Here is a 17,458-nt window from a genome sequence, read left to right on the forward strand (position 1 = left end):
CGGGCTGCTCGTCGTCGAGCCAGACTGCCCGTCCCGGTTGCCCCTCATGGTGTCCGAACCATGCCGCACCGCCAGGACTCTTGCCGAAATCGCCGCCAACTTGTGCAGATTGCCCGACTTGGGCGCGATTCCGGGGGTCGCGCTCGCCAGCCGGTGGCCTGAGGCCGTTGACTTACCGCGGCCGGTGGCCGGGCAAGGCAAAGGAGCCGTATCCATGGAATTTGCGTTCGCAGTCATCTCGATCCTGATCAGCATCGGCGCGCTGTTGCTGCTGATCGTGCGATTCAAAGTTCACCCGTTCATCGCGATGGTGTCGGTCGCGATCGTGCTCGGGCTCGTCTTCGGCATCCCGCTGGTGGGCGACAAAGGCATGCTGCACGTGCTTGCCGCCGCGCTGGGCCCGTCGCTCGCCCACGTCCTGCCACTGGTCGGCCTGGGCTGTATCGTCGGCGAGATCATCTCCCGCTCCGGCGGCTCGGAGTTGCTCGGCCTGCGACTGCTGAAGCTCGTCGGCGCGAAACGCGGCGCACTGGCGCTCTCCCTTGCCGGCCTGCTGGTCGGCAGCACCATCTTCTTCGACACCGCGGTCATCCTGCTGGCCCCGGTTGCCATCGCGGTGGCGAAGCAGGCCGGCCGCAATGTCGCCTATTTCGCTCTGCCGATGGCCATTTCTGCGCTCGCCGTGCACGCGGTGATCCCGCCGCACCCCGGCGCGGTGGCGGTGGCCTCCGCGCTCGGCGCCGACTTCGGCCTGCTGGTCGCATTCGGCCTGCTGTCGATGCTGCCCGGCGCGGTAGTCGGCTGCCTGTGGGCCTATCGGCAGGTGCGGTTGATCGATGCCAAAGGCGGGCTGCTGGAGTTGGGCGAAGAGGACCGGGTCGGCGGCAAGCATTCCAGCGGCCACCCTGATCTGGTCACCAAGACCACCGTGCCGAACCTGCTGACCCGCCTGGTCTGCGTGCTGCTGCTGCCTGTGGTGCTGATCCTTGCGGCCACGATCGCCCAGACCTTCACCGGCGCGGACGGCGCAGGTGCGGTGATCCGGGACATTCTCCGATTCGTCGGCACCCCGGAGTTCGCGCTTATCATCACCACCGTGGTGGCCTATGTGGCCCTTCTACCGAAGGACGAGCGCAAAGTCACCGGCCTCACCGAGGTGGGCCGGATCGGCCTGCGGCCGGTCGGCGAGATCGTGCTGTCCACCGGCGGCGGTGTCGCCTTCGGCGGCGTGATCGGCGCGGCCGGCATCGGCGCGACCCTGGTCAAGACCTTCGAGGACCTGCACGTGCCGCTGCTGCTGTTCGGCTTCGTGCTGGCGGTCGTGCTGCGAGCCACCCTTGGGACGACCACGGCGGCGGTAACCACAGTGGCGGCACTGCTGGCCACCTCGGTCGACCTCACGCAGGTCGGCGCCACTCATGTGGCGCTGCTGGCGGTGGCGATCTCCGCCGGTGGCGTCTGCCTCTCTCATGTGAACGACGCCGGATTCTGGGTGCTGTCGCGCTATTTCGGGATCAGCGAGATCACCATGCTGCGCACCTGGACGGTCGGCGTCACCATCATGGGACTGATCTGCATGGCGATCACCACCACCTTGTGGTTCATCCTGCCGAGCTGACCGGATCGAGCAGGGCCCGCGCGGTCGTCGCGTCCGTCACCACGGTGGTGCACAGGCCCGCGGCGACCGCGGCGGCGATGATCGGGGCCTTCGCCACACCCCAAGCCAGCAGCACGCGGTGCGGGATCGTGACGAACTCGGACGGCTCGATGCCGACCCGCAGCTCGTCCAGGGAACTCGGCACCCGCGCGCCGGCGGCGTCCAGGAACCATCCGCAGACGTGCCCGACCGCACCCCGCTCGGCGCCCTCGGCGAGCAGACCGGACGGCACCGGCGAGTAGCCGCCGGTGCCGTCGAAGCGTTGCGTCGAGTTCGCCCCGACCAGGGCCACGGACGCCCGCCGAGCGCGGCCCAGGGCACCGGCCAACTCGACCGACCGGCGCGCCGCCTGGGCACGCTCGACCTCGCGGTGGACGAACGGACTGGCGATAGCGTCATAGCCGGCGCCGGTGGCGACCGCCAACTGCTCTCCCACCGGCGCCGACGCACTCCGAGTAGACACCCCGAGCAACTCGCTGACCCGCTCCAGCGGACCCAAGCTCTCAGCGAACGGCACCACCGGCGCCATCGTCCGGCTGGACGCCACGGCCACGGTGCGCCGATCGCGCGCCCGCAGTTCGGCCGCCATGGCGCGGGTGGCGACCCTGCCGAGCACGTAGTCGTCCTCGGCGAGATTCCGCTTGAACTGCAACGCCACCCGGAACCGGACGCCGCGTCCGGCGGCACTCCAGCGGGCGCGCAGCGCCTCCTCCAACTCCGGCATCCGATCGTGCGCGTCGGCGAGGTGGAAGCGGACGATGCCGCGCTCGCGGGCCTCCTCCAGCATCCGGGAGACGGTGGCGCGGCTGATCGACTGCTGCTCGGCGATGTCCGCCTGGGAGCAACGCTCGACCCAGTACAGCTCCGCAACCTCGCGGAGCCGACGCTCGTGGCGCCGCATCTCTCGCACTCCGGTGGGCTCCATCGTCCTCCTCATGCCAGCTGACCAGCCCCATCGTGCCCCGGCCACGCGCCCGGCGTCGACACCCACGACGCGGATGAGAGATCCCCACCGAGCTTGCACGACGGCGATGGTTCCGGGCAGCACGAAAAGGGCGGCCCCGTCGGGGACCGCCCTTGGTGACGTTGTCTATGTCGTCCGGCGAAAGCTACTCAGCGAGCGCCACGTTGACGACCCTGCGCCCACGCCGCGTGCCGAACTCGACGACGCCGGCGCGCAGCGCGAACAGGGTGTCGTCGCCGCCACGGCCCACGCCCTCACCGGGGTGGAAGTGCGTGCCGCGCTGTCGGACCAGGATCTCGCCGGCATTGACAGCCTGGCCGCCGAAACGCTTCACGCCGAGCCGCTGCGAATTGGAGTCGCGCCCGTTGCGAGAGCTAGATGCGCCCTTCTTATGTGCCATCTCGTGCTACCTCAGCCTTCGATTCCGGTGACCTTGACCTGGGTGTACTTCTGCCGGTGGCCCTGGCGCTTCTTGTACCCGGTCTTGTTCTTGTACTTCAGGATGCGGATCTTCTCACCCTTGGTCTGACCCAGCACCTCGGCGCTGACGCTGACCTTGGCAAGCTTCTCGGCCTCCGTGGTGATGGACTCGCCGTCGACCACCATCAGCGGGGTCAGCGCAACGCTGTCACCCACCGCGGCCTCGACCTTGTCGATCTCCAGGACGTCGCCGACTGCAACCTTGTGCTGGCGGCCGCCACTGCGCACGATCGCGTACACGCCTGACCCACTCTCTTCGATCTCGATGAATGCTGTGCCAGCACGGGCGGGCGATCCGGACGAACCGTACTGCCGACAGGCCCATGGGCACCGAGGGTCAAGACTACGTGCCCTGTCGGAACAGGGTCAAACCGACACCCTGCCCGTGCCACACCTGGTTGCCCGTGACGTTCGCAGAGGCCTAGCCCCCGGTCGAGTTCGACACCTATGAGGGAGCCGAGCACGCCTTCGACCATCCGAATCCACCGTTCTTCCACGCCGAGGCGTCCACCCTGGCCTGGAGCAGGACGCTCGGCTTCCTCGCGGATCCGCTGGGCTGAGCAACCGAACCCGATTTCTCCGCACTCGATTGCCAAACACCGAATGCTGAAACGCTTTAGCTGAAATCGAGTGTGGCGAAATCGGGTTGGGCAGCGGCGACCTTTCTCAGCGCGGTCACCAATCCGGCGGGTCCGACCGCCGCTCGCGGTCGTCCCGCTCATCACGTCCTCGGTCTCCGCGGCCCCGATCGTCGCGCGGTCTCGGGGTGCTGAGATCGCGCAACCGGTCGGCCAGCCAGTCCCTTGCCAGACCCAGCCCCTGACCGAGATCGGCGAAGATCCGACCCAGACTCTCGTCGAGCCTGGCGAACTCCTCGCCGTAGTGCCGCGCGGCAGCGGACGCCTCGGCGGAGATGCTGGCGTTCGGGTCGTCGTCGCGCCGCGGATACTGCCCGTCGAGCACCTCTTGGTAGCCGCCCGAACGCACCCAGCGATCCAACTCGGCGGCCCGGACCACCGCGAACGGGTGGGTCTGGCTCTCGACGATGAGCACCCGCAGCAGCACGTCCCGGACGTCGTCGTTGGCGTGATACTCCCCCGCCTGAGCCAGGAACGCCCCGGCGTCCAGCTCGTCGATCCGGCCGCCGGAAGCCATCTTCATATGGGCCCGCAACGCAGCCTCCGGCTGCTGGTCGGCGAGCAGGCCGGCCCGGTCTGCGGACAACTCCGATTTGCGCTGCCACTCCAGTAGCGCCGCCATCACCGCCCGGACACCGAGCGCGCCCAGCGGCAACGCGAACAGCGAGGTCGAGAACGCCAGCAGGACGCTCAACAGGGTGCGGTAGACGGCGTGCCCGCTCAGCACATGGCCGAGCTCGTGCCCCAGCGCGAAGCGGAGCTCGTCGTCGTCCATCACATCGACCATGCCCGAGTTGACCACGATCACCGGGTGATCAAGGCCGATGGTGAGGGCATTGATCGCCGGGTCGGCCCGGATGAACAACTCGGGCAGCTCACCGGCGTCCAGCACCTCACCGGCCTCGCGGTACAGCCGATACACCCGCGCGAACTGACGCTCGTCGGCCCGCACCGCCGAGCCCAGCAGCAGCATCCGGACCGCCCGTTCGTTCAGAAAGCCCGACAGCTGCCGGAGAATCACGTCGAATCCGCGCAGTTTGCGCAGCGCCACCAGGGCACCGCGATCGGCCGGATGCTCCCAGGCCCGTGAGCTGATGGAGGGCAGCGGAATCCGCGAAGTCTCACTCATGCGGTCCAGTCTGCCCTGCCTTCGCCACCCCCGAAGGGGTAGGTTCTGACTACACCTTCGGGTGAGCAGTGCCCATTTCTCGCACTGCGCAGTATCAACGGGACACCAGGTGTCTCCTGACGCACGTGGGAACAGGGACGCTGATGGCTGCATCGGATGTAGCGGGACGCTCGGACGCGACGGAGGCATCCGTCTGGGTTCGGGCCGCCGCATGCTTCTCGCGCTGGCAGGGTGGCGAGTCCGCCGCCCTGGACGAGCTCGTCCGGCTGATGACGCCGGTGCTGTGGCATACGGTGCGGGCCTACGGGTTGAGCCAGGCCGCGGCGGAGGACGCCGTGCAGAACACCTGGCTGGCACTCGTCCGCAACGGGCACCAGGTGGCGCAGGCGGCCGCGATCGGCGGCTGGCTGCTGACCACGGCTCGCCGGACGGCGTGGCGCACCAAGACCGCCGACGGCAAGACCACGGCGGTCGAGGATACGCAGCTCGCCGCCGGGCTGCCGCCGTCCGCGGCCGCCGAGACCAGCGCATTGGAAGACCTGGCCGACACGGCTCTGTGGATCCACGTCCGGGCGCTCGATGACAGGTGCCAGCGGTTGCTGCGCATCGTGGCCTTCGACGACCGTCCCGACTATGCGGGGCTCGCCAAGAGCCTGGGGATGCCCATCGGCAGTATCGGCCCGACCCGGCGCCGCTGCCTCGACAAACTGCGCAGCTCGCTGGAGAAAGGTGGCCAACTGTGAACGCCGAGGAACGTGACCCCCTGCTGGTCGCCGTCAAGAGGATGTACGAAGAACTCGACCCCCCGCCGGCCGGGCTGACCGAGCGCGTCCTGGTGGCATTGGCTGTCGACGACCTCGACCTGGAGTACGAACTGCTCACCATGGTCTACCGCTCGCAGCAGTTGGCCGGCGTCCGCAGCGGCGACGATCAGAAGCTGGTGATGGAGTTCACCGCGGTCGGCATCACCGTGATGCTGCGGATCAGCCCCGTGGACGCCGGTCACCGCCGGATCGACGGCTGGGTCACCCGCACCGCCGACGCCACCGGCGAAACGGCCGAACTCACGGCGTCGCTGTGGCAGGAACAGGGCACCCAGACCGCATCGGTCGGCACCCATGGACGCTTCGAGTTCACCGGCGTCCCACACGGGCTCACCCGGCTCGACCTCGCCGGCGCCGACTCCGACAGCGCCTTCCGCACCACGCTGTTCGAAATCTGAACCCGACCGGAGGATTCCTGTGAGCGACTACCCGAACCCCAAAGACGAGCGTTCCGACGAGCCGCAGATCACCCGTCGTCCGAAGCGCGACCCCATGGACCGCGATCCGGTCGTGCCACCGCGCTCGATGATCGACCCGCTGTCCGGGCGGGTGCTCGATCCAGGAACGGCGATGCAGGTCGAAGGGATCAGCCCGCGACCCACCGTCTATGTCGGGACGTCGTTGCTGGTCGCGCTGGACCGGCTCGACGACGTCCTACCGATCCTGCGCAAGGTGGGCAGGCTGAAGGGCTGGACCGTCCAGGTCGACGAGAAATTCGACGCACCTCGGACGACCGTGCCCGATCCCAAAGACCCGGCGAAGCGGATCACGCTCGGCATGGCCCGGTTGCTGCTCGGCGTCAGCCCCGGGGTTGCCGCCTCGTCGCCGGACGCCTGGGTGCTGCTGCAGCTGGCCCGTGCCGAGGCCGGGGTGGACGCCCTGATCGGCGTCGGCCTCGATCACCTGATGATGACCTCGCCGGTCTGGGATCCGCATCCGGTCTGGGACCCACACCCGGTCTGGGACCCACACCCGGTCTGGGACCCACACCCAGTGTGGGATCCACATGGTGCGCCGACCAGCTACGCCCGGCAGGGTTCGGGCGGTCGGCAGCCGGTCGTCTTCGTGGGGCACCCGCCCTACCGGCATGAGGAATGCTCGGTGCGGCCTCACGTCGCGATCATGGACACCGGCATCGGCAAGCACCCGTGGCTGGACCAGATCGTCACCGAGGACACGCCGAGCCTGATCCCGCTCGACCCGGACACCGACCCGGAAGTGGGTGGTGACCGGTCCGGACCCCTGGACGGCGAACTCGACACCAACTCCGGCCACGGCACGTTCATCGCCGGACTGATCCACCAGGCCTGCCCGGACGCCGACATCTTCTCCTGGCGGATCGTCAACTCCGAAGGACCCGTGCCAGAGAACCGGGTGCTGACCGCGCTGATCGGGCTGGTCGAGTTGGTGCGGAAGTACTACGACCGCGAAGAAGGCGGCCTGCGCATCGACGTGCTCAGTCTCTCGCTCGGCTTCTTCCACGAATCGCAGGACGACACCCTGACCGAGCATCTGCTCGGCGGACTCCTCGGCTCGCTCGGCACGATGGGCGTCACCGTGGTCTGCGCCGCCGGCAACGAGTCGACCGCCCGGCCTCAGTATCCGGCCGCGCTCGGCCCGTGGCGTCCGGCCGAAGGCGAGGCCGAGAAGGTGGACGCGTTCCGGCTGCCGATCGTCTCGGTCGGCGCGCTGAACCCCAACTCGACCGAGGCGCTGTTCAGCAATACCGGTCCGTGGGTGCGGGCATGGGCCTCCGGCGCGTCGGTGGTGAGCACGATTCCGGCGTTCCAGGGCGGCTACCTGCCGCTGGCTCGAATCACATACGACGGGCACGTTCGCGAGAGCATCGATCCGGACGACTTCACAGGTCAGTTCGCGGTGTGGAGCGGGACATCTTTTTCCGCGCCGCTGGTGGCCGGGCAAATCGCCCATCACCTGTTCCGCACCATGCCGGCCGACGAGGAAGCCCACCGCTCCACCGTCATGGAACGGGCCTGGGTCGCTGTTACGTCAGTAACGGACATCGTGGCACCATGAGGGGATGTTGACGGCCCTCGAGTTACATGAACGTGCTCGGGCCGCCAACACCGCGTGGCGCTTCAAACAGGCTCGGCAATTGCTGCTGAAGGCCTTGCGGCGCACCGATGATCTGACCACTCGCGCGATCATCGAAGGCACCCTCGGTTTCGTCGAGGCGGAGCTGGGCGATCCGCAGGCCGGGCTCAGCCTGCTCGACCAGGCCCTGCGGCGAGGCGAGGAACTGCCGCCGGTCGAAGTGGGCAAGATGTTTGCGCAGCGGGCGCTCATCCACACCCGGCTGGGCGAGATGCGGCAGGCGCTGGTCGACTTCACCCAGGCGATTCCGATGCTCGCCGAGAGCGTCGAAGAGACCGGGCGGGCCCGGATGAACCGCGGCAACGTCCATCTCGCGCAGGGCTCGATCGGTGCCGCGCTGGTCGACTTCGAAGCCGCCGCCGTCGCCCTCGACGAGGCCGGCCTGGAGATATTGGCGACCAAGACCAGGCACAACCTGGCCTATTCGGTGATGATGAGCGGCCAGCTGGCGCGCGGTCTGCAGTTGATGGACGCCGAGGCCGGGGCTATGCGAGCGGTGTCACTGCAGCTGGCGGCGATCTCCGACCAGGATCGCGGCGAGGCGCTGCTGGCCGCCGGCATGCACGACGAGGGTCGCCGCAATCTGCGGCAGGCAGCCGAACTGTTCGGACGCATGGGCTGGCGGCGTGCGCAAGCCGAAGCCGAACTGGCGCTCGCGCGGGCCTGGGTGGTCGACGATCCGACAACGGCCGCCCGGCTGTCGAAGCGGGCGGGCCGGCATTTCGTGCAGAGCGGCGCGCCTGCCCGCACGCTGCAGTGCGAGGCGGTCGAGACCGCCAGCATCATCGAGCGGGGTCGCGGTTCGGCCGAGAAGGCGAGCCAGCTGGCTGTCCGGCTGAGCCGGCAGGGGCTGCGCCGCGACGCGACCTGGATGCGGGTCTACGCCGCCCAGGCAGCGCTGGCCGAGCGCCAGGCGTCCGTCCGGCTACGGGTGCCTCGGGACGCCAGCCTGAGCACCCGGCTGCTCGCCTACGAAGTGCGCGCCCGTGCGCAGCGGCGTCCGGGCGATGCGTTGCGCGTGCTCCGGGCCGGATTGGACGAGCTGCATCAGTGGCAGTCCACTTTCGGCAGCCTCGACCTGCAGACCGCGACGGTGAGTCACGGCGAGCGGCTGGCGGAGCGCGGGCTGGCGCTGGCCGTGGGCACCGAGCGTCCTCAGCTGGCCTACGAGTGGGTGGAGTGGCTGGACGCCGTCTCGACCCGGATCGTCCCGCTGCGCCCGCCGGCCGACCCGGAGGCTTCCGCCGACCTGACCGAGCTGCGGGTGCTGGCGCAGCGGCGTCCGGAACCTGGTACGCCGGACGCCGAACGGCAGGCCGAGTTGCTCGATCGGGTGCGGCGGCGGGCCTGGACCGATCGCGGCTCGGCGACGGTGCAGCCGATCGTGCCGTTCGACCGGTTGCAGGCCGAGCTGCGCGCCACCGATGCCACCCTGCTCGCGCCGCTGGCGACCGGCGGCTGGGCCTGGCTGCTGATGGTCACCGCGGACGCCGCGGAGCTGGTCCGGATCGGCCCGACCGACGACATCCGGACGGCGCTCTCGGGCCTTCCGGCCGATCTGGACATGGCCGCCGCCGATCTGCCGCCGACGCTGGCGCGGAGCGTCCTGGCCGGTCTGCGGGAACGCGTCGCGGGCCTGGACGCCGCACTCTTCGACCCGATCCGGAGGCAGCTCAGCACCTATCGGGTGGTGATCAACCCCACCGGCATCTTCTCCGGCATCGCCTGGACGCTGATGCCGACCCTCGCCAGGCACGCCGTGACAATTCCGCGCAGTGCCTCGGAGTGGGTGACCAAGCGGGCCGCACCGCACGAGCTCGCCACCGCCGGACTGGTGGCCGGGCCTCGGCTGGCCCGCGCCGAGCACGAGGTGACGGTGGCGTCCGCACACTGGCCGGGCGCGGTGGTGCTCACCGGGCCGTCCGCTGCCGCCGCCCAGGTCAGTGAGCTGGCCGGACGGGTCGATCTGCTGCACCTCGCCGCGCACGGCCATCACGTGGTCGACAACCCGCTGTTCTCCACCCTGGAACTGGTCGACGGGCCATGGTTCGGCTACGACCTGGACCAGTTGCCGCAGGTGCCCGAGACGGTGATCCTGTCGGCCTGCGAGGTGGGCGCGACCACGATCCGGCGCGGCGACGAACTGCTCGGCCTGACCACCGCCTGGCTGCATGCCGGCGCGCGCTGCGTGATCGCGTCCCCGGCGAGCGTGTCCGACGAGGTGGCGGCGGCGATCCTGCCCGATATGCACGCCGAGCTGGCCCGCGGCCGGCCCCCGGCGGACGCCCTGGCAGCGGCCACCGCCAAACACCCCGGCCTGCTCTCCACCTTCCAGTGCTACGGCGCCGGCTGGTGACCTGAGGGCCCCTCCGTCTGTTGGACGGAGGCTAATCCCCTTGTCAGAGTGGAGTAGCCGACATCGATCGGCGGTTTCTGCCGGGTTACCCACGGTCCCGGCTGACTGAGAATCTGGTGAGATTTTCTTTGCCCGCTCACAAAACGGGGGCGAAATTGTGCTTTCTAAGTGTGAAGACCTTGCTTTCCGAAGTGCTCGCCAGCGACCGCGTGCTGTGCCGGCGGGACCACCATGAACTGCGTCGGCCGATCGACCACTGCCTCGACACCGGGGAACTGATCGCGGTGCTTCCGGGCATCTATACCGCGCCCGCACCCGATCTGGAGACTCTCGCACTGGCCGCCACCCGCTACCAGCCGGACTGCGTGGTGGTGGGAGCCGCTGCGGCCCGGCTGCTGTGGTGGCCGGATTGTGCCGTCGACCAGGTGGACGTCGCTGTGCGTCGGCCGTCTCCCGCCTGGCAGCACTACCGCGCTCAGCACCGCATCGTCCCGCCCGATCTGATCGTCGAACGCGGGGCGGTGCGGATCGCCACCCCGGCCTTGTCCGTGCTCGACCTGCTGCCCGCTCTGGGCGGTCGGGTGATCGACGAGGCGCTCCGGTTGCGTGCGGTGACCTTGCCCGTGCTGTGGCAGGCGCTCGAGCTCACGGCGGGCCGTCGCGGCAACCTGCTGCGCCGCGAACTGCTCATCGACTCCCGCGATGAGCCCTGGTCAGAGGCCGAGCGCGCCACTCACCGGGCACTTCGTGCCGCCGGCATCACCGGCTGGGTCACCAATCATCGGATCGAGGCGTTCGATCACACCTACTTCGCAGACATCGCCTTCGAACAACGCCGGCTGATCGTCGAGATCGACGGCCAGGAGTTCCACAACAATCCCGAAGCATTCATCCGTGACCGGTGGCGCTGGTCGCATATCACCGCGGCGGGCTGGCGAGTCCTGGTGTTCCCTGCGTCGGCGACGAGCGAACCGGCAGAGATGATCACCCTGATCGAGGCCGCAATCGCCGTAGCGAGGCTCACCCAACGGGGGTAGGCCGGCGTCATCCCGAAAATCGCCGACTCGATTGGTCTCCACCGGCGTGTCGCACGCTCCTGAGCAATCGATTCAGCGATTTTCGGGATGGTCAGGTCAGGAACTCGGCGACCGCGGTCACGACCCGCGTCGCGGCACCTCGGTTGAACGAGTGCGCGCCGGGCACGGCGACGATCTGGGGCTGCGCTCCCCCGGCTTCCTGGGTCGCCGCCCGCACATCCTCGGGCGAGCCGAACGGATCCCGCTCGCCCTGAACGACCAGCACCGGTCCGGTGACCCCGGCGAGTTCCGCGATCCGCGAGTTCTCCGGCTTGCCGGGCGGGTGCAGCGGGAACGCCAGACAGACCACGCCGGCCTGGCACTCGTCGTAGCAGCGGCAGGCCACCCGCGCACCGGCACTGCGTCCACCGACCCACAGCGGCACCCCTGGGTACCGCGCCAGCATCGCCTCAAGGGCCGGGCGCCAGCCGTCGTCCAGAATCGGGGGGCGGGCGGCGATCCGCTTTCCAGCCACCCGCCAGGGCTGCTCGTGCAGCACCACGGTGATTCCTTGCGGCGGCAGCTGTGCGGCGAGCGTGACCAGGTCGAAGGCGCCGATCCCGCCGCCGGCGCCGTGGCCGAGCAGCAACACCGCGCGGGCGTCCGGGGCGAGGTGCACGGTGAGCCGCGAGGGGCCGTGCGGGGTCTCCACGGTGATCGCCGACATGCCGGCCATTGTGCCGCACGCGTACCTGCCACTATGGAGGCATGTATCTGACCTGGATCGTTGCCATGCTGGGCGTCGCGGCGTTGCTGGTGTGGGCGTGGCGGGCGCAGCGGCGGAAGTTCGCCGACGAGATGTTCGCCGGCGTGATTCCCGGCCTGGCGCCGCTGGCGGGCCAGGCCGATACCCGAGTTCCGGTACCGGGTGGTGCTGAGTACTCGGGCGAGGTCGCGGTGGCGTTCAACCCGCCGCGCGGCGTCCGTCCTGGCCTGGCCGGCACGGTGGTGGACGGTGCGCCGGAGACCCGCGACGTGATGGCCACCATCATCGACCTGGCCGCCCGCGGTCATCTCAGCGTCACCGTGGTAGAGAGTCCGCGGTCCCGCAACGGCAAGGACTGGGCGTTGCACGCCGCCGACACGCCACCCAACGACGCGCTCGACGACATCGAACGCGAGTTCCTGCACGAGTTGTTCATCGTCTCGCCCGACGTCCGGCTCTCCGAGTTGCCGTTGCAGGGCAACCGCGCGTTCTCGGAATGCCAGTACATGCTGGCCAATCAGTCCTACGGACGCGGCTACTTCCGGCACGTCACCGGCATGCAGCCGGTGCGAGTGGTGTGGATCGTCGCCGGCCTGCTGCTGTTGCTCGGCTTCGGCACCGGTATCGGCGCCGCGATGGCCGCCGGCGCGGTCGCCGCTGTCGGCGCGGCGGTGATCAGCGCCCGGACGACGCAGCGTCCCGTCCGGACCGCGGAGGGCACGGCGCTGCGCATCCAGACCCTCGGCTTCAAGCGCTACCTGGCGACCGCGGAGGCCGAGCAGTTCTCCTACGAGGAGGCGGCCGGCGTCTTCTCCAAGTACCTGCCCTGGGCGATCGTGCTGGGCGTCGCCGATCACTGGGTGAAGGTCTTCGGCGATCTTGCCGCGCATGCCCGCGCCGACGGCTACGACGACGACTTCGACCTCGTCTGGCTAGGGGTGATGGGTTGGGGTCTGAGCGACGCCATGTTCACACTGGCGATGTTCTCGGCCCTGGACGGCTTCGACGGGGTCGGTGAGATCGGCTCGCTGGGCGACGCCTTCGGCGATTCCGGCGACATGTTCGACGCTGGCACCATCGACACCCTTGGCGCGGACGCCGGCAGCGCGTTCGGCGACCCGGGCGGTTTCGACGGCGACTTCTCGTCGGTGTCCGACGGCGGCGGATTCGGCGACTTCGGCGGTGGCGACTTCGGCGGATTCGGGGACTTCGGAGGCGGCGGGGACTGAGGGTTTCCACCGCTTCGGCGGATCACGAAACAGACGGCGCCGCGACGGGTTTCCGTCGCGGCGCCGTCGGTATCGGACGTGGCGGCTCAGGCTTTCAGCACCGTCTCCTCGTGGGCGTGGATATCGGGGTCGATACCACGCGCCAGCAGCGCGGCGGTCTCGATCCGGGTGATCCGCGGCGAGAGCGCCACCGCGACGATCGACAACACCGCGCACCCCAACAGATAGGTCGCGATCGGCACCCATGAGCCGTCGAACGCCCGCAGCATCCAGGTGGCCAACAGCGGCGCCGTGCCGCCAGCCAGCGCCGCTCCAATCTGGTAGCCGAGGGTGACGCCGGTGTACCGCACCCGTGTGGAGAAGATCTCCGAGGTGAGCGTGCCGATGGTCGCCGTCGTGGGCGACCAGGCCACGCCGAGGCCCAGGATCACCGCGAGGTAGATCGCCCACGGCTGCCGGACGTCGATCAGCGTGAAGAACGGGACCGTGACGATGCCGACCAGCACCGCACCGGCCGTGAACACGCGGCGGCGTCCGAGGGAGTCGGAGAGACGTCCGGCGACCAGGATCACCGCCGTGCTCACCACCGCACCCGCGGTCACCGCGTTCAGCACCGTGACCCGCTGGTAGCCGAGGGCGTCCATGGTGGCGTAGCCGACCACGAAGGTGGCGAAGATGTAGAACGGCGCCGTCTCGATGACCTTGGCGCCGACCGCCACCAGGACCGAGCGCCAGTGGTCGCGCAGCGTGTCGGCCAGTGGAAGTTTCGGCGGTTCACCGTGCTCCTGCGCCTTGCGGAAGGCCGGGGTCTCTTCGAGACCGTTCCGGATCCACAGGCCCAGCAGCACCAGGACGATGCTGAACAGGAACGGCACCCGCCACGCCCAGGCCTCAAAGGTGTTGCCGGGCAGCGCCGTCACGATGGCGAACGCGATCGTCGAGAGCAGCATGCCCACGGTGATGCCGGTCTGCGGCACGGCCCCGAACAGGCCACGGCGGTTCTTGGGGGCGTATTCGTAGGCGAGCAGCAGAGCGCCGCCCCACTCGCCGCCGATGGCCAGGCCCTGGACGATCCGGCACAGCACCAGCAGGGTCGGGGCCAGCATTCCGACCTGGTCGAAGGTGGGCAGCAGACCGATCGCCACGGTGGCGCCGCCCATCAGCGAGATGGTGATGACCAGCGTCTTCTTGCGGCCCACCTTGTCGCCGATGTGGGCGAACACCACGCCGCCCAGCGGCCGGACGAAGAACGTCAGCGAGAGCGTCAGATACGAGAGCATCAACGACGTGACCGGATCGCCGGCGGGGAAGAACTGCTTGTCGAAGATGAGGCCGGCGGCCGTCGCGTAGAGGAAGAAGTCGAACCATTCGATGGCGCTACCGCTCAGGCTGCCGAAGAAGACACGGTTGCGTGTCCCCTTGTCGATGGTTTCTGTCGTTGCCGTCATAGGAGCACTCCTCGGATCTGAGAACACGGCCAGGCGGGGTGTGGCAGGAACGTGCCTGTTCGACCAGTCGTCCCGACCTGGGCACTGCCCGACAAGCACCATCGGGCGGACCCGATGTGGGCCGGAGATTACACGCCTGGGGCGGGATCCCCGCGACAACTGGTCCGTTGTAATCGGTTATTCACCGCGGCGAGGTGCGGCGGGGTTCGAACACCAGCCCCCAGACTTGTCCCCATGAAAGTCACCACCTGGTCGTTGCAGATGTTCCAGCCCGCCGCGGACGCGCCGCGTCCGTTGCCCGCGGACGTCCGACTGGAACGCGCCGACGGCATCACTCCCGAATACGCCCGGTTCCTCTACGGGCTGGTCGGCGGGAACTGGAACTGGAACGACCGGCTCGGCTGGTCACGCCGGCAATGGACGGACGAACTGTCGGCGCCCGGCACCGAGTTCTGGATCCTCTACGGGGAGGGAGTGCCGCTGGGCTACATCCAGCTGCAAACGGTCGTCGAATCGGACGGCAGCCACGTCGAGATCCGCTATTTCGGGCTCGCCGAGTATGCCCTCGGACGCCGGCTGGGCGGCCCGGTGCTGGAACACGGAATCGCTGCCGCCTGGTCGCTACCGGAGCGTTCGGGGTTGCCCCCGGCCGTCCGGGTCTGGGTGCACACCTGCACCCTGGACGGCCCGGCCGCGCTCACCAACTACCAGGCCCGTGGGCTGGAGATCTTCGCCACCGAGGAAACCGACGAGGGCCTGCCCGACGCGCCCCCAGGCGCCTGGGTAGCCACCGGAGGGCCGGCGGAAGCCTGAGCGCGCCCTGATTCCCGATGGTCGAGCTTGTCGGGACCCCGTTGGTCGAGCTTGTCGAGACCCTGTTTCGACGAGCTCGACCAGCGATACACCTCACCAGTGCGTGATGAGGCCGGGCAATGCCTGCAGCACCGGGTCGATGGTCACCAACGGAATCCCGTCCGTGATCGACTGCGCAGCAAGGAACCGATCGAACGGATCCCGATGGTGCCAGGTGAGCGATCCGGCCAGCAGTGCATGCCGGGCGGTGATCGGAAGCTCATCGGCATCGATCTCGCCCAGGCGACCGAACCAGGTTGCAATCAGTGGCTCGGCCACCGGCAGCCTCCCGATCCGGACCTTGGCCGCGATCTCCATCGCCGATGCGGACGAAACCCACAACTGCGTCCCCGGATCGGCAAGTTCGTCGACAAGCCTGGACGGCATCCGCTGCGGATCACCCAGCAGCCACAGCACGGCGTGGGTGTCGAGCAGATAGCTCACTCCCATGCGGCGAGTTCTTCCTCGGGCAGCGGCTCGAAGAAGCTGTCCGGCACGCGGAACGCCATCCGGCCGAACTGCCGCGGCGGCCGCGCGTATCCGGCAGACGACGGCGGGCGCCCCTGACCGCGAGGGCCGACTGGGACAGGTGTCGGCGACATCTGCGAGGCACGGTTCGCAAATCGGCGGGTTGAGTGCCGCAAAACGGCAAGTTCACGCTCGCAAAACGGCAAGTTCACGCTCGCAAAACGGCGAGTTGCGCGTAGGCTGGCTGCGTGGAGACCCTGCTCGAGCGCCACGTCGCACCGCGCGCAGCTGAGTACTTGCGGCACTTCCCCGGTCTGATCATCGAAGGCGCACGCCAAGTCGGCAAGAGCACGCTGGCGACGAGGCTCGCCGGGGACGACGCGGTCGTGGTCAACCTCGATGACGAACAGACCCGCCTGGCAGCCGTCGCCGACCAGGTCGGTTTCGTGGCTCAGGGCGGGTCCGGGCTCCTGGTCATCGATGAGATCCAACGCCTGCCCGAGCTGACTTTGGCGGTGAAGGCGTCGATCGACCGGGACCGGCGTCCAGGCCGGTTCATCATCACCGGCTCGTCCAGCCTGCTGCGTGTGCGTGGCACTGCCGACAGTCTGGCCGGTCGCGTGGCTCGACTCACTCTCTACGGGTTGAGCAGAGGCGAGGCTCGGGGCACTGCCGACGACTTCCCGGCAGCGGTGCTCAGCGAGCCTGCCAACCTCGTTTCAACGAGGTCGCAATGGTCTAGAGCCGACTATGCCCAGATGTTGGCCACCGGGTCCTATCCCGAGGTACGGAGTGCGTCCGGCCTGATCCGCGATGCGTGGATGGACGGCTACCTTCAGGGAATCGTCGGACGGGACCTGACGGAGCTGCGCAAGGAGGTGCATCCGGCCCGAGCCGCTGCAGTACTGCGGACCCTCGCTGGCCGGCAGTCCGCTGAACTCGTCAAGGCGAAGCTTGCCGAAGAGACGGCGGTGGCGCCGCGGACGATCACCGGATACCTCGACCTCGTTCACGACGTCGGGTTGGTCGCGAGCCTGCCTCCATGGACGCCGAACCTCACCAAGCGCGAGATCGGTCGCGCCAAGACGTTCGTGATCGATTCAGGGCTTGCAATGTGGCTTGCCCGCGTCTCGCCACAGCAACTCGCCCGCTTCCAGTACAGCGAGGCTTTCGGATCATTCCTCGAGGCGTTCGTGGCAGCTGAGCTGCTGCGCCAACGGACCTGGTCCGCTGAACGCTATGACGTCTACCACTGGCGCGACCGCGATACCGACGAAGTCGATATCGTGCTGGAGTTCGGCGACGGACAGGTGATCGGCATCGAGGTGAAATCGGCGTCTTCGTTCAACGCGAAGCAATTTAAAGGACTACGGAGGCTCCGCGATCACCTCGGTGAGAAGTTCGTCGCCGGCGTGGTCCTCAACACCACCGATGCGGGCTATCGCCTTGACGACCGGTTGTACGGGGCACCGGTGTCGGCACTGTGGGAACTCGTCCCGTGACGCAGCTGCTTGGG

The 17,458-nt window shown here is 68.8% G+C and carries 16 protein-coding genes and 1 pseudogene; 10 read left to right on the forward strand and 7 right to left on the reverse strand.

Going from position 1 to position 17,458, the window contains the following annotated elements; genetic code table 11:
- The first annotated feature begins 214 nt into the window (after positions 1 to 214).
- Entirely contained in the window at positions 215 to 1,618 is a 1,404-nt protein-coding gene (locus tag QM619_RS12700; protein WP_415109131.1) for a GntP family permease, read from the forward strand.
- Here QM619_RS12700 and QM619_RS12705 read toward each other — a convergent pair.
- The 3 genes from QM619_RS12705 to rplU form a co-directional block, all read right to left on the reverse strand.
- Positions 1,602 to 2,582 carry a sugar-binding domain-containing protein gene (locus QM619_RS12705; protein ID WP_415109134.1) on the reverse strand — a complete coding sequence of 327 codons (981 nt, stop codon included), beginning with the start codon at positions 2,580 to 2,582 and terminating at the stop codon, positions 1,602 to 1,604. The two genes, QM619_RS12700 and QM619_RS12705, sit on opposite strands and share 17 nt — an antisense overlap.
- Positions 2,583 to 2,766: 184 nt before the next feature.
- Positions 2,767 to 3,021 (reverse strand): 50S ribosomal protein L27, encoded by a 255-nt coding sequence (gene rpmA / locus QM619_RS12710; RefSeq protein WP_415109136.1) that lies wholly within the window; start codon positions 3,019 to 3,021, stop codon positions 2,767 to 2,769.
- 11 nt (positions 3,022 to 3,032) lie between these two features.
- A complete protein-coding gene (gene rplU, locus QM619_RS12715; protein WP_415083998.1) occupies positions 3,033 to 3,341 on the reverse strand; it encodes a 50S ribosomal protein L21 in 309 nt (102 codons plus the stop codon).
- 200 nt (positions 3,342 to 3,541) lie between these two features.
- Between rplU and QM619_RS12720 the strand changes: the two are divergent.
- Positions 3,542 to 3,661 (forward strand): annotated as a pseudogene (locus QM619_RS12720) (dienelactone hydrolase family protein); the annotation flags it as partial.
- Between the two features lie 115 nt (positions 3,662 to 3,776).
- Here the strand turns inward: QM619_RS12720 and QM619_RS12725 are convergent.
- Complete coding sequence (locus tag QM619_RS12725; protein WP_415109139.1) at positions 3,777 to 4,868, reverse strand: M48 family metallopeptidase; 1,092 nt, start codon at positions 4,866 to 4,868, stop codon at positions 3,777 to 3,779.
- A gap of 143 nt (positions 4,869 to 5,011) precedes the next feature.
- Between QM619_RS12725 and QM619_RS12730 the strand changes: the two genes are divergently transcribed.
- The 5 genes from QM619_RS12730 (at position 5,012) to QM619_RS12750 (ending at position 11,200) form a co-directional block, all read left to right on the forward strand.
- A complete protein-coding gene (locus QM619_RS12730; protein ID WP_415109142.1) occupies positions 5,012 to 5,611 on the forward strand; it encodes an RNA polymerase sigma factor in 600 nt (199 codons plus the stop codon).
- Entirely contained in the window at positions 5,608 to 6,090 is a 483-nt protein-coding gene (locus tag QM619_RS12735) for a hypothetical protein (protein WP_415109144.1), read from the forward strand. The genes QM619_RS12730 and QM619_RS12735 overlap by 4 nt, the downstream gene beginning before the upstream one ends.
- Before the next feature lie 19 nt (positions 6,091 to 6,109).
- Positions 6,110 to 7,729 (forward strand): S8 family peptidase, encoded by a 1,620-nt coding sequence (locus QM619_RS12740; RefSeq protein ID WP_415109147.1) that lies wholly within the window; start codon positions 6,110 to 6,112, stop codon positions 7,727 to 7,729.
- 4 nt (positions 7,730 to 7,733) lie between these two features.
- Positions 7,734 to 10,163, forward strand: a complete 2,430-nt coding sequence (locus QM619_RS12745; protein WP_415109149.1) for a CHAT domain-containing protein — start codon at positions 7,734 to 7,736, stop codon at positions 10,161 to 10,163.
- Between the two features lie 170 nt (positions 10,164 to 10,333).
- Positions 10,334 to 11,200, forward strand: coding sequence for a DUF559 domain-containing protein (locus tag QM619_RS12750; RefSeq protein WP_415109152.1), 867 nt, complete (start codon positions 10,334 to 10,336; stop codon positions 11,198 to 11,200).
- A gap of 91 nt (positions 11,201 to 11,291) precedes the next feature.
- On the opposite strand, the gene QM619_RS12755 is transcribed toward QM619_RS12750, so the two are convergent.
- The gene (locus QM619_RS12755) at positions 11,292 to 11,906 is read right to left on the reverse strand and encodes an alpha/beta family hydrolase (protein ID WP_415109155.1); all 615 of its coding nucleotides are present in this window, start codon (positions 11,904 to 11,906) and stop codon (positions 11,292 to 11,294) included.
- A gap of 41 nt (positions 11,907 to 11,947) precedes the next feature.
- Between QM619_RS12755 and QM619_RS12760 the strand changes: the two genes are divergently transcribed.
- Positions 11,948 to 13,174 carry a DUF2207 family protein gene (locus tag QM619_RS12760; RefSeq protein WP_415109158.1) on the forward strand — a complete coding sequence of 409 codons (1,227 nt, stop codon included), beginning with the start codon at positions 11,948 to 11,950 and terminating at the stop codon, positions 13,172 to 13,174.
- Positions 13,175 to 13,260: 86 nt separating this feature from the next.
- On the opposite strand, the gene QM619_RS12765 is transcribed toward QM619_RS12760, so the two are convergent.
- Positions 13,261 to 14,622, reverse strand: a complete 1,362-nt coding sequence (locus tag QM619_RS12765; RefSeq protein WP_415109161.1) for an MFS transporter — start codon at positions 14,620 to 14,622, stop codon at positions 13,261 to 13,263.
- 234 nt (positions 14,623 to 14,856) lie between these two features.
- Here QM619_RS12765 and QM619_RS12770 point away from each other — a divergent pair, with 234 nt between their 5' ends.
- Positions 14,857 to 15,435: a GNAT family N-acetyltransferase gene (locus QM619_RS12770; protein ID WP_415109164.1), complete on the forward strand. Its 579-nt coding sequence runs from the start codon at positions 14,857 to 14,859 to the stop codon at positions 15,433 to 15,435.
- A 93-nt stretch (positions 15,436 to 15,528) separates the two neighbouring features.
- Here QM619_RS12770 and QM619_RS12775 read toward each other — a convergent pair whose 3' ends face one another.
- Entirely contained in the window at positions 15,529 to 15,924 is a 396-nt protein-coding gene (locus tag QM619_RS12775) for a type II toxin-antitoxin system VapC family toxin (RefSeq protein ID WP_415109167.1), read from the reverse strand.
- A gap of 266 nt (positions 15,925 to 16,190) precedes the next feature.
- On the opposite strand from QM619_RS12775, the gene QM619_RS12780 reads away from it, so the two are divergent.
- Positions 16,191 to 17,444, forward strand: coding sequence for an ATP-binding protein (locus tag QM619_RS12780; protein WP_415109170.1), 1,254 nt, complete (start codon positions 16,191 to 16,193; stop codon positions 17,442 to 17,444).
- The last annotated feature ends 14 nt before the right edge of the window (positions 17,445 to 17,458 follow it).

The organism is Micropruina sp., assembly GCF_047606665.1.
GTDB lineage: Bacteria > Actinomycetota > Actinomycetes > Propionibacteriales > Propionibacteriaceae > Micropruina.

What these genes read in the sequence shown, in the direction of transcription:
- QM619_RS12770 (WP_415109164.1), top strand. Translation starts at nt 14,857, where the DNA reads ATGAAAGTCACCACCTGGTCGTTGCAGATGTTCCAGCCCGCCGCGGAC.
- QM619_RS12725 (WP_415109139.1), bottom strand. Translation starts at nt 4,868, where the DNA reads ATGAGTGAGACTTCGCGGATTCCGCTGCCCTCCATCAGCTCACGGGCC.
- QM619_RS12700 (WP_415109131.1), top strand. Translation starts at nt 215, where the DNA reads ATGGAATTTGCGTTCGCAGTCATCTCGATCCTGATCAGCATCGGCGCG.
- QM619_RS12760 (WP_415109158.1), top strand. Translation starts at nt 11,948, where the DNA reads ATGTATCTGACCTGGATCGTTGCCATGCTGGGCGTCGCGGCGTTGCTG.
- QM619_RS12745 (WP_415109149.1), top strand. Translation starts at nt 7,734, where the DNA reads ATGTTGACGGCCCTCGAGTTACATGAACGTGCTCGGGCCGCCAACACC.
- QM619_RS12705 (WP_415109134.1), bottom strand. Translation starts at nt 2,582, where the DNA reads ATGGAGCCCACCGGAGTGCGAGAGATGCGGCGCCACGAGCGTCGGCTC.
- QM619_RS12765 (WP_415109161.1), bottom strand. Translation starts at nt 14,622, where the DNA reads ATGACGGCAACGACAGAAACCATCGACAAGGGGACACGCAACCGTGTC.
- rpmA (WP_415109136.1), bottom strand. Translation starts at nt 3,021, where the DNA reads ATGGCACATAAGAAGGGCGCATCTAGCTCTCGCAACGGGCGCGACTCC.
- QM619_RS12775 (WP_415109167.1), bottom strand. Translation starts at nt 15,924, where the DNA reads ATGGGAGTGAGCTATCTGCTCGACACCCACGCCGTGCTGTGGCTGCTG.
- QM619_RS12730 (WP_415109142.1), top strand. Translation starts at nt 5,012, where the DNA reads ATGGCTGCATCGGATGTAGCGGGACGCTCGGACGCGACGGAGGCATCC.
- QM619_RS12755 (WP_415109155.1), bottom strand. Translation starts at nt 11,906, where the DNA reads ATGTCGGCGATCACCGTGGAGACCCCGCACGGCCCCTCGCGGCTCACC.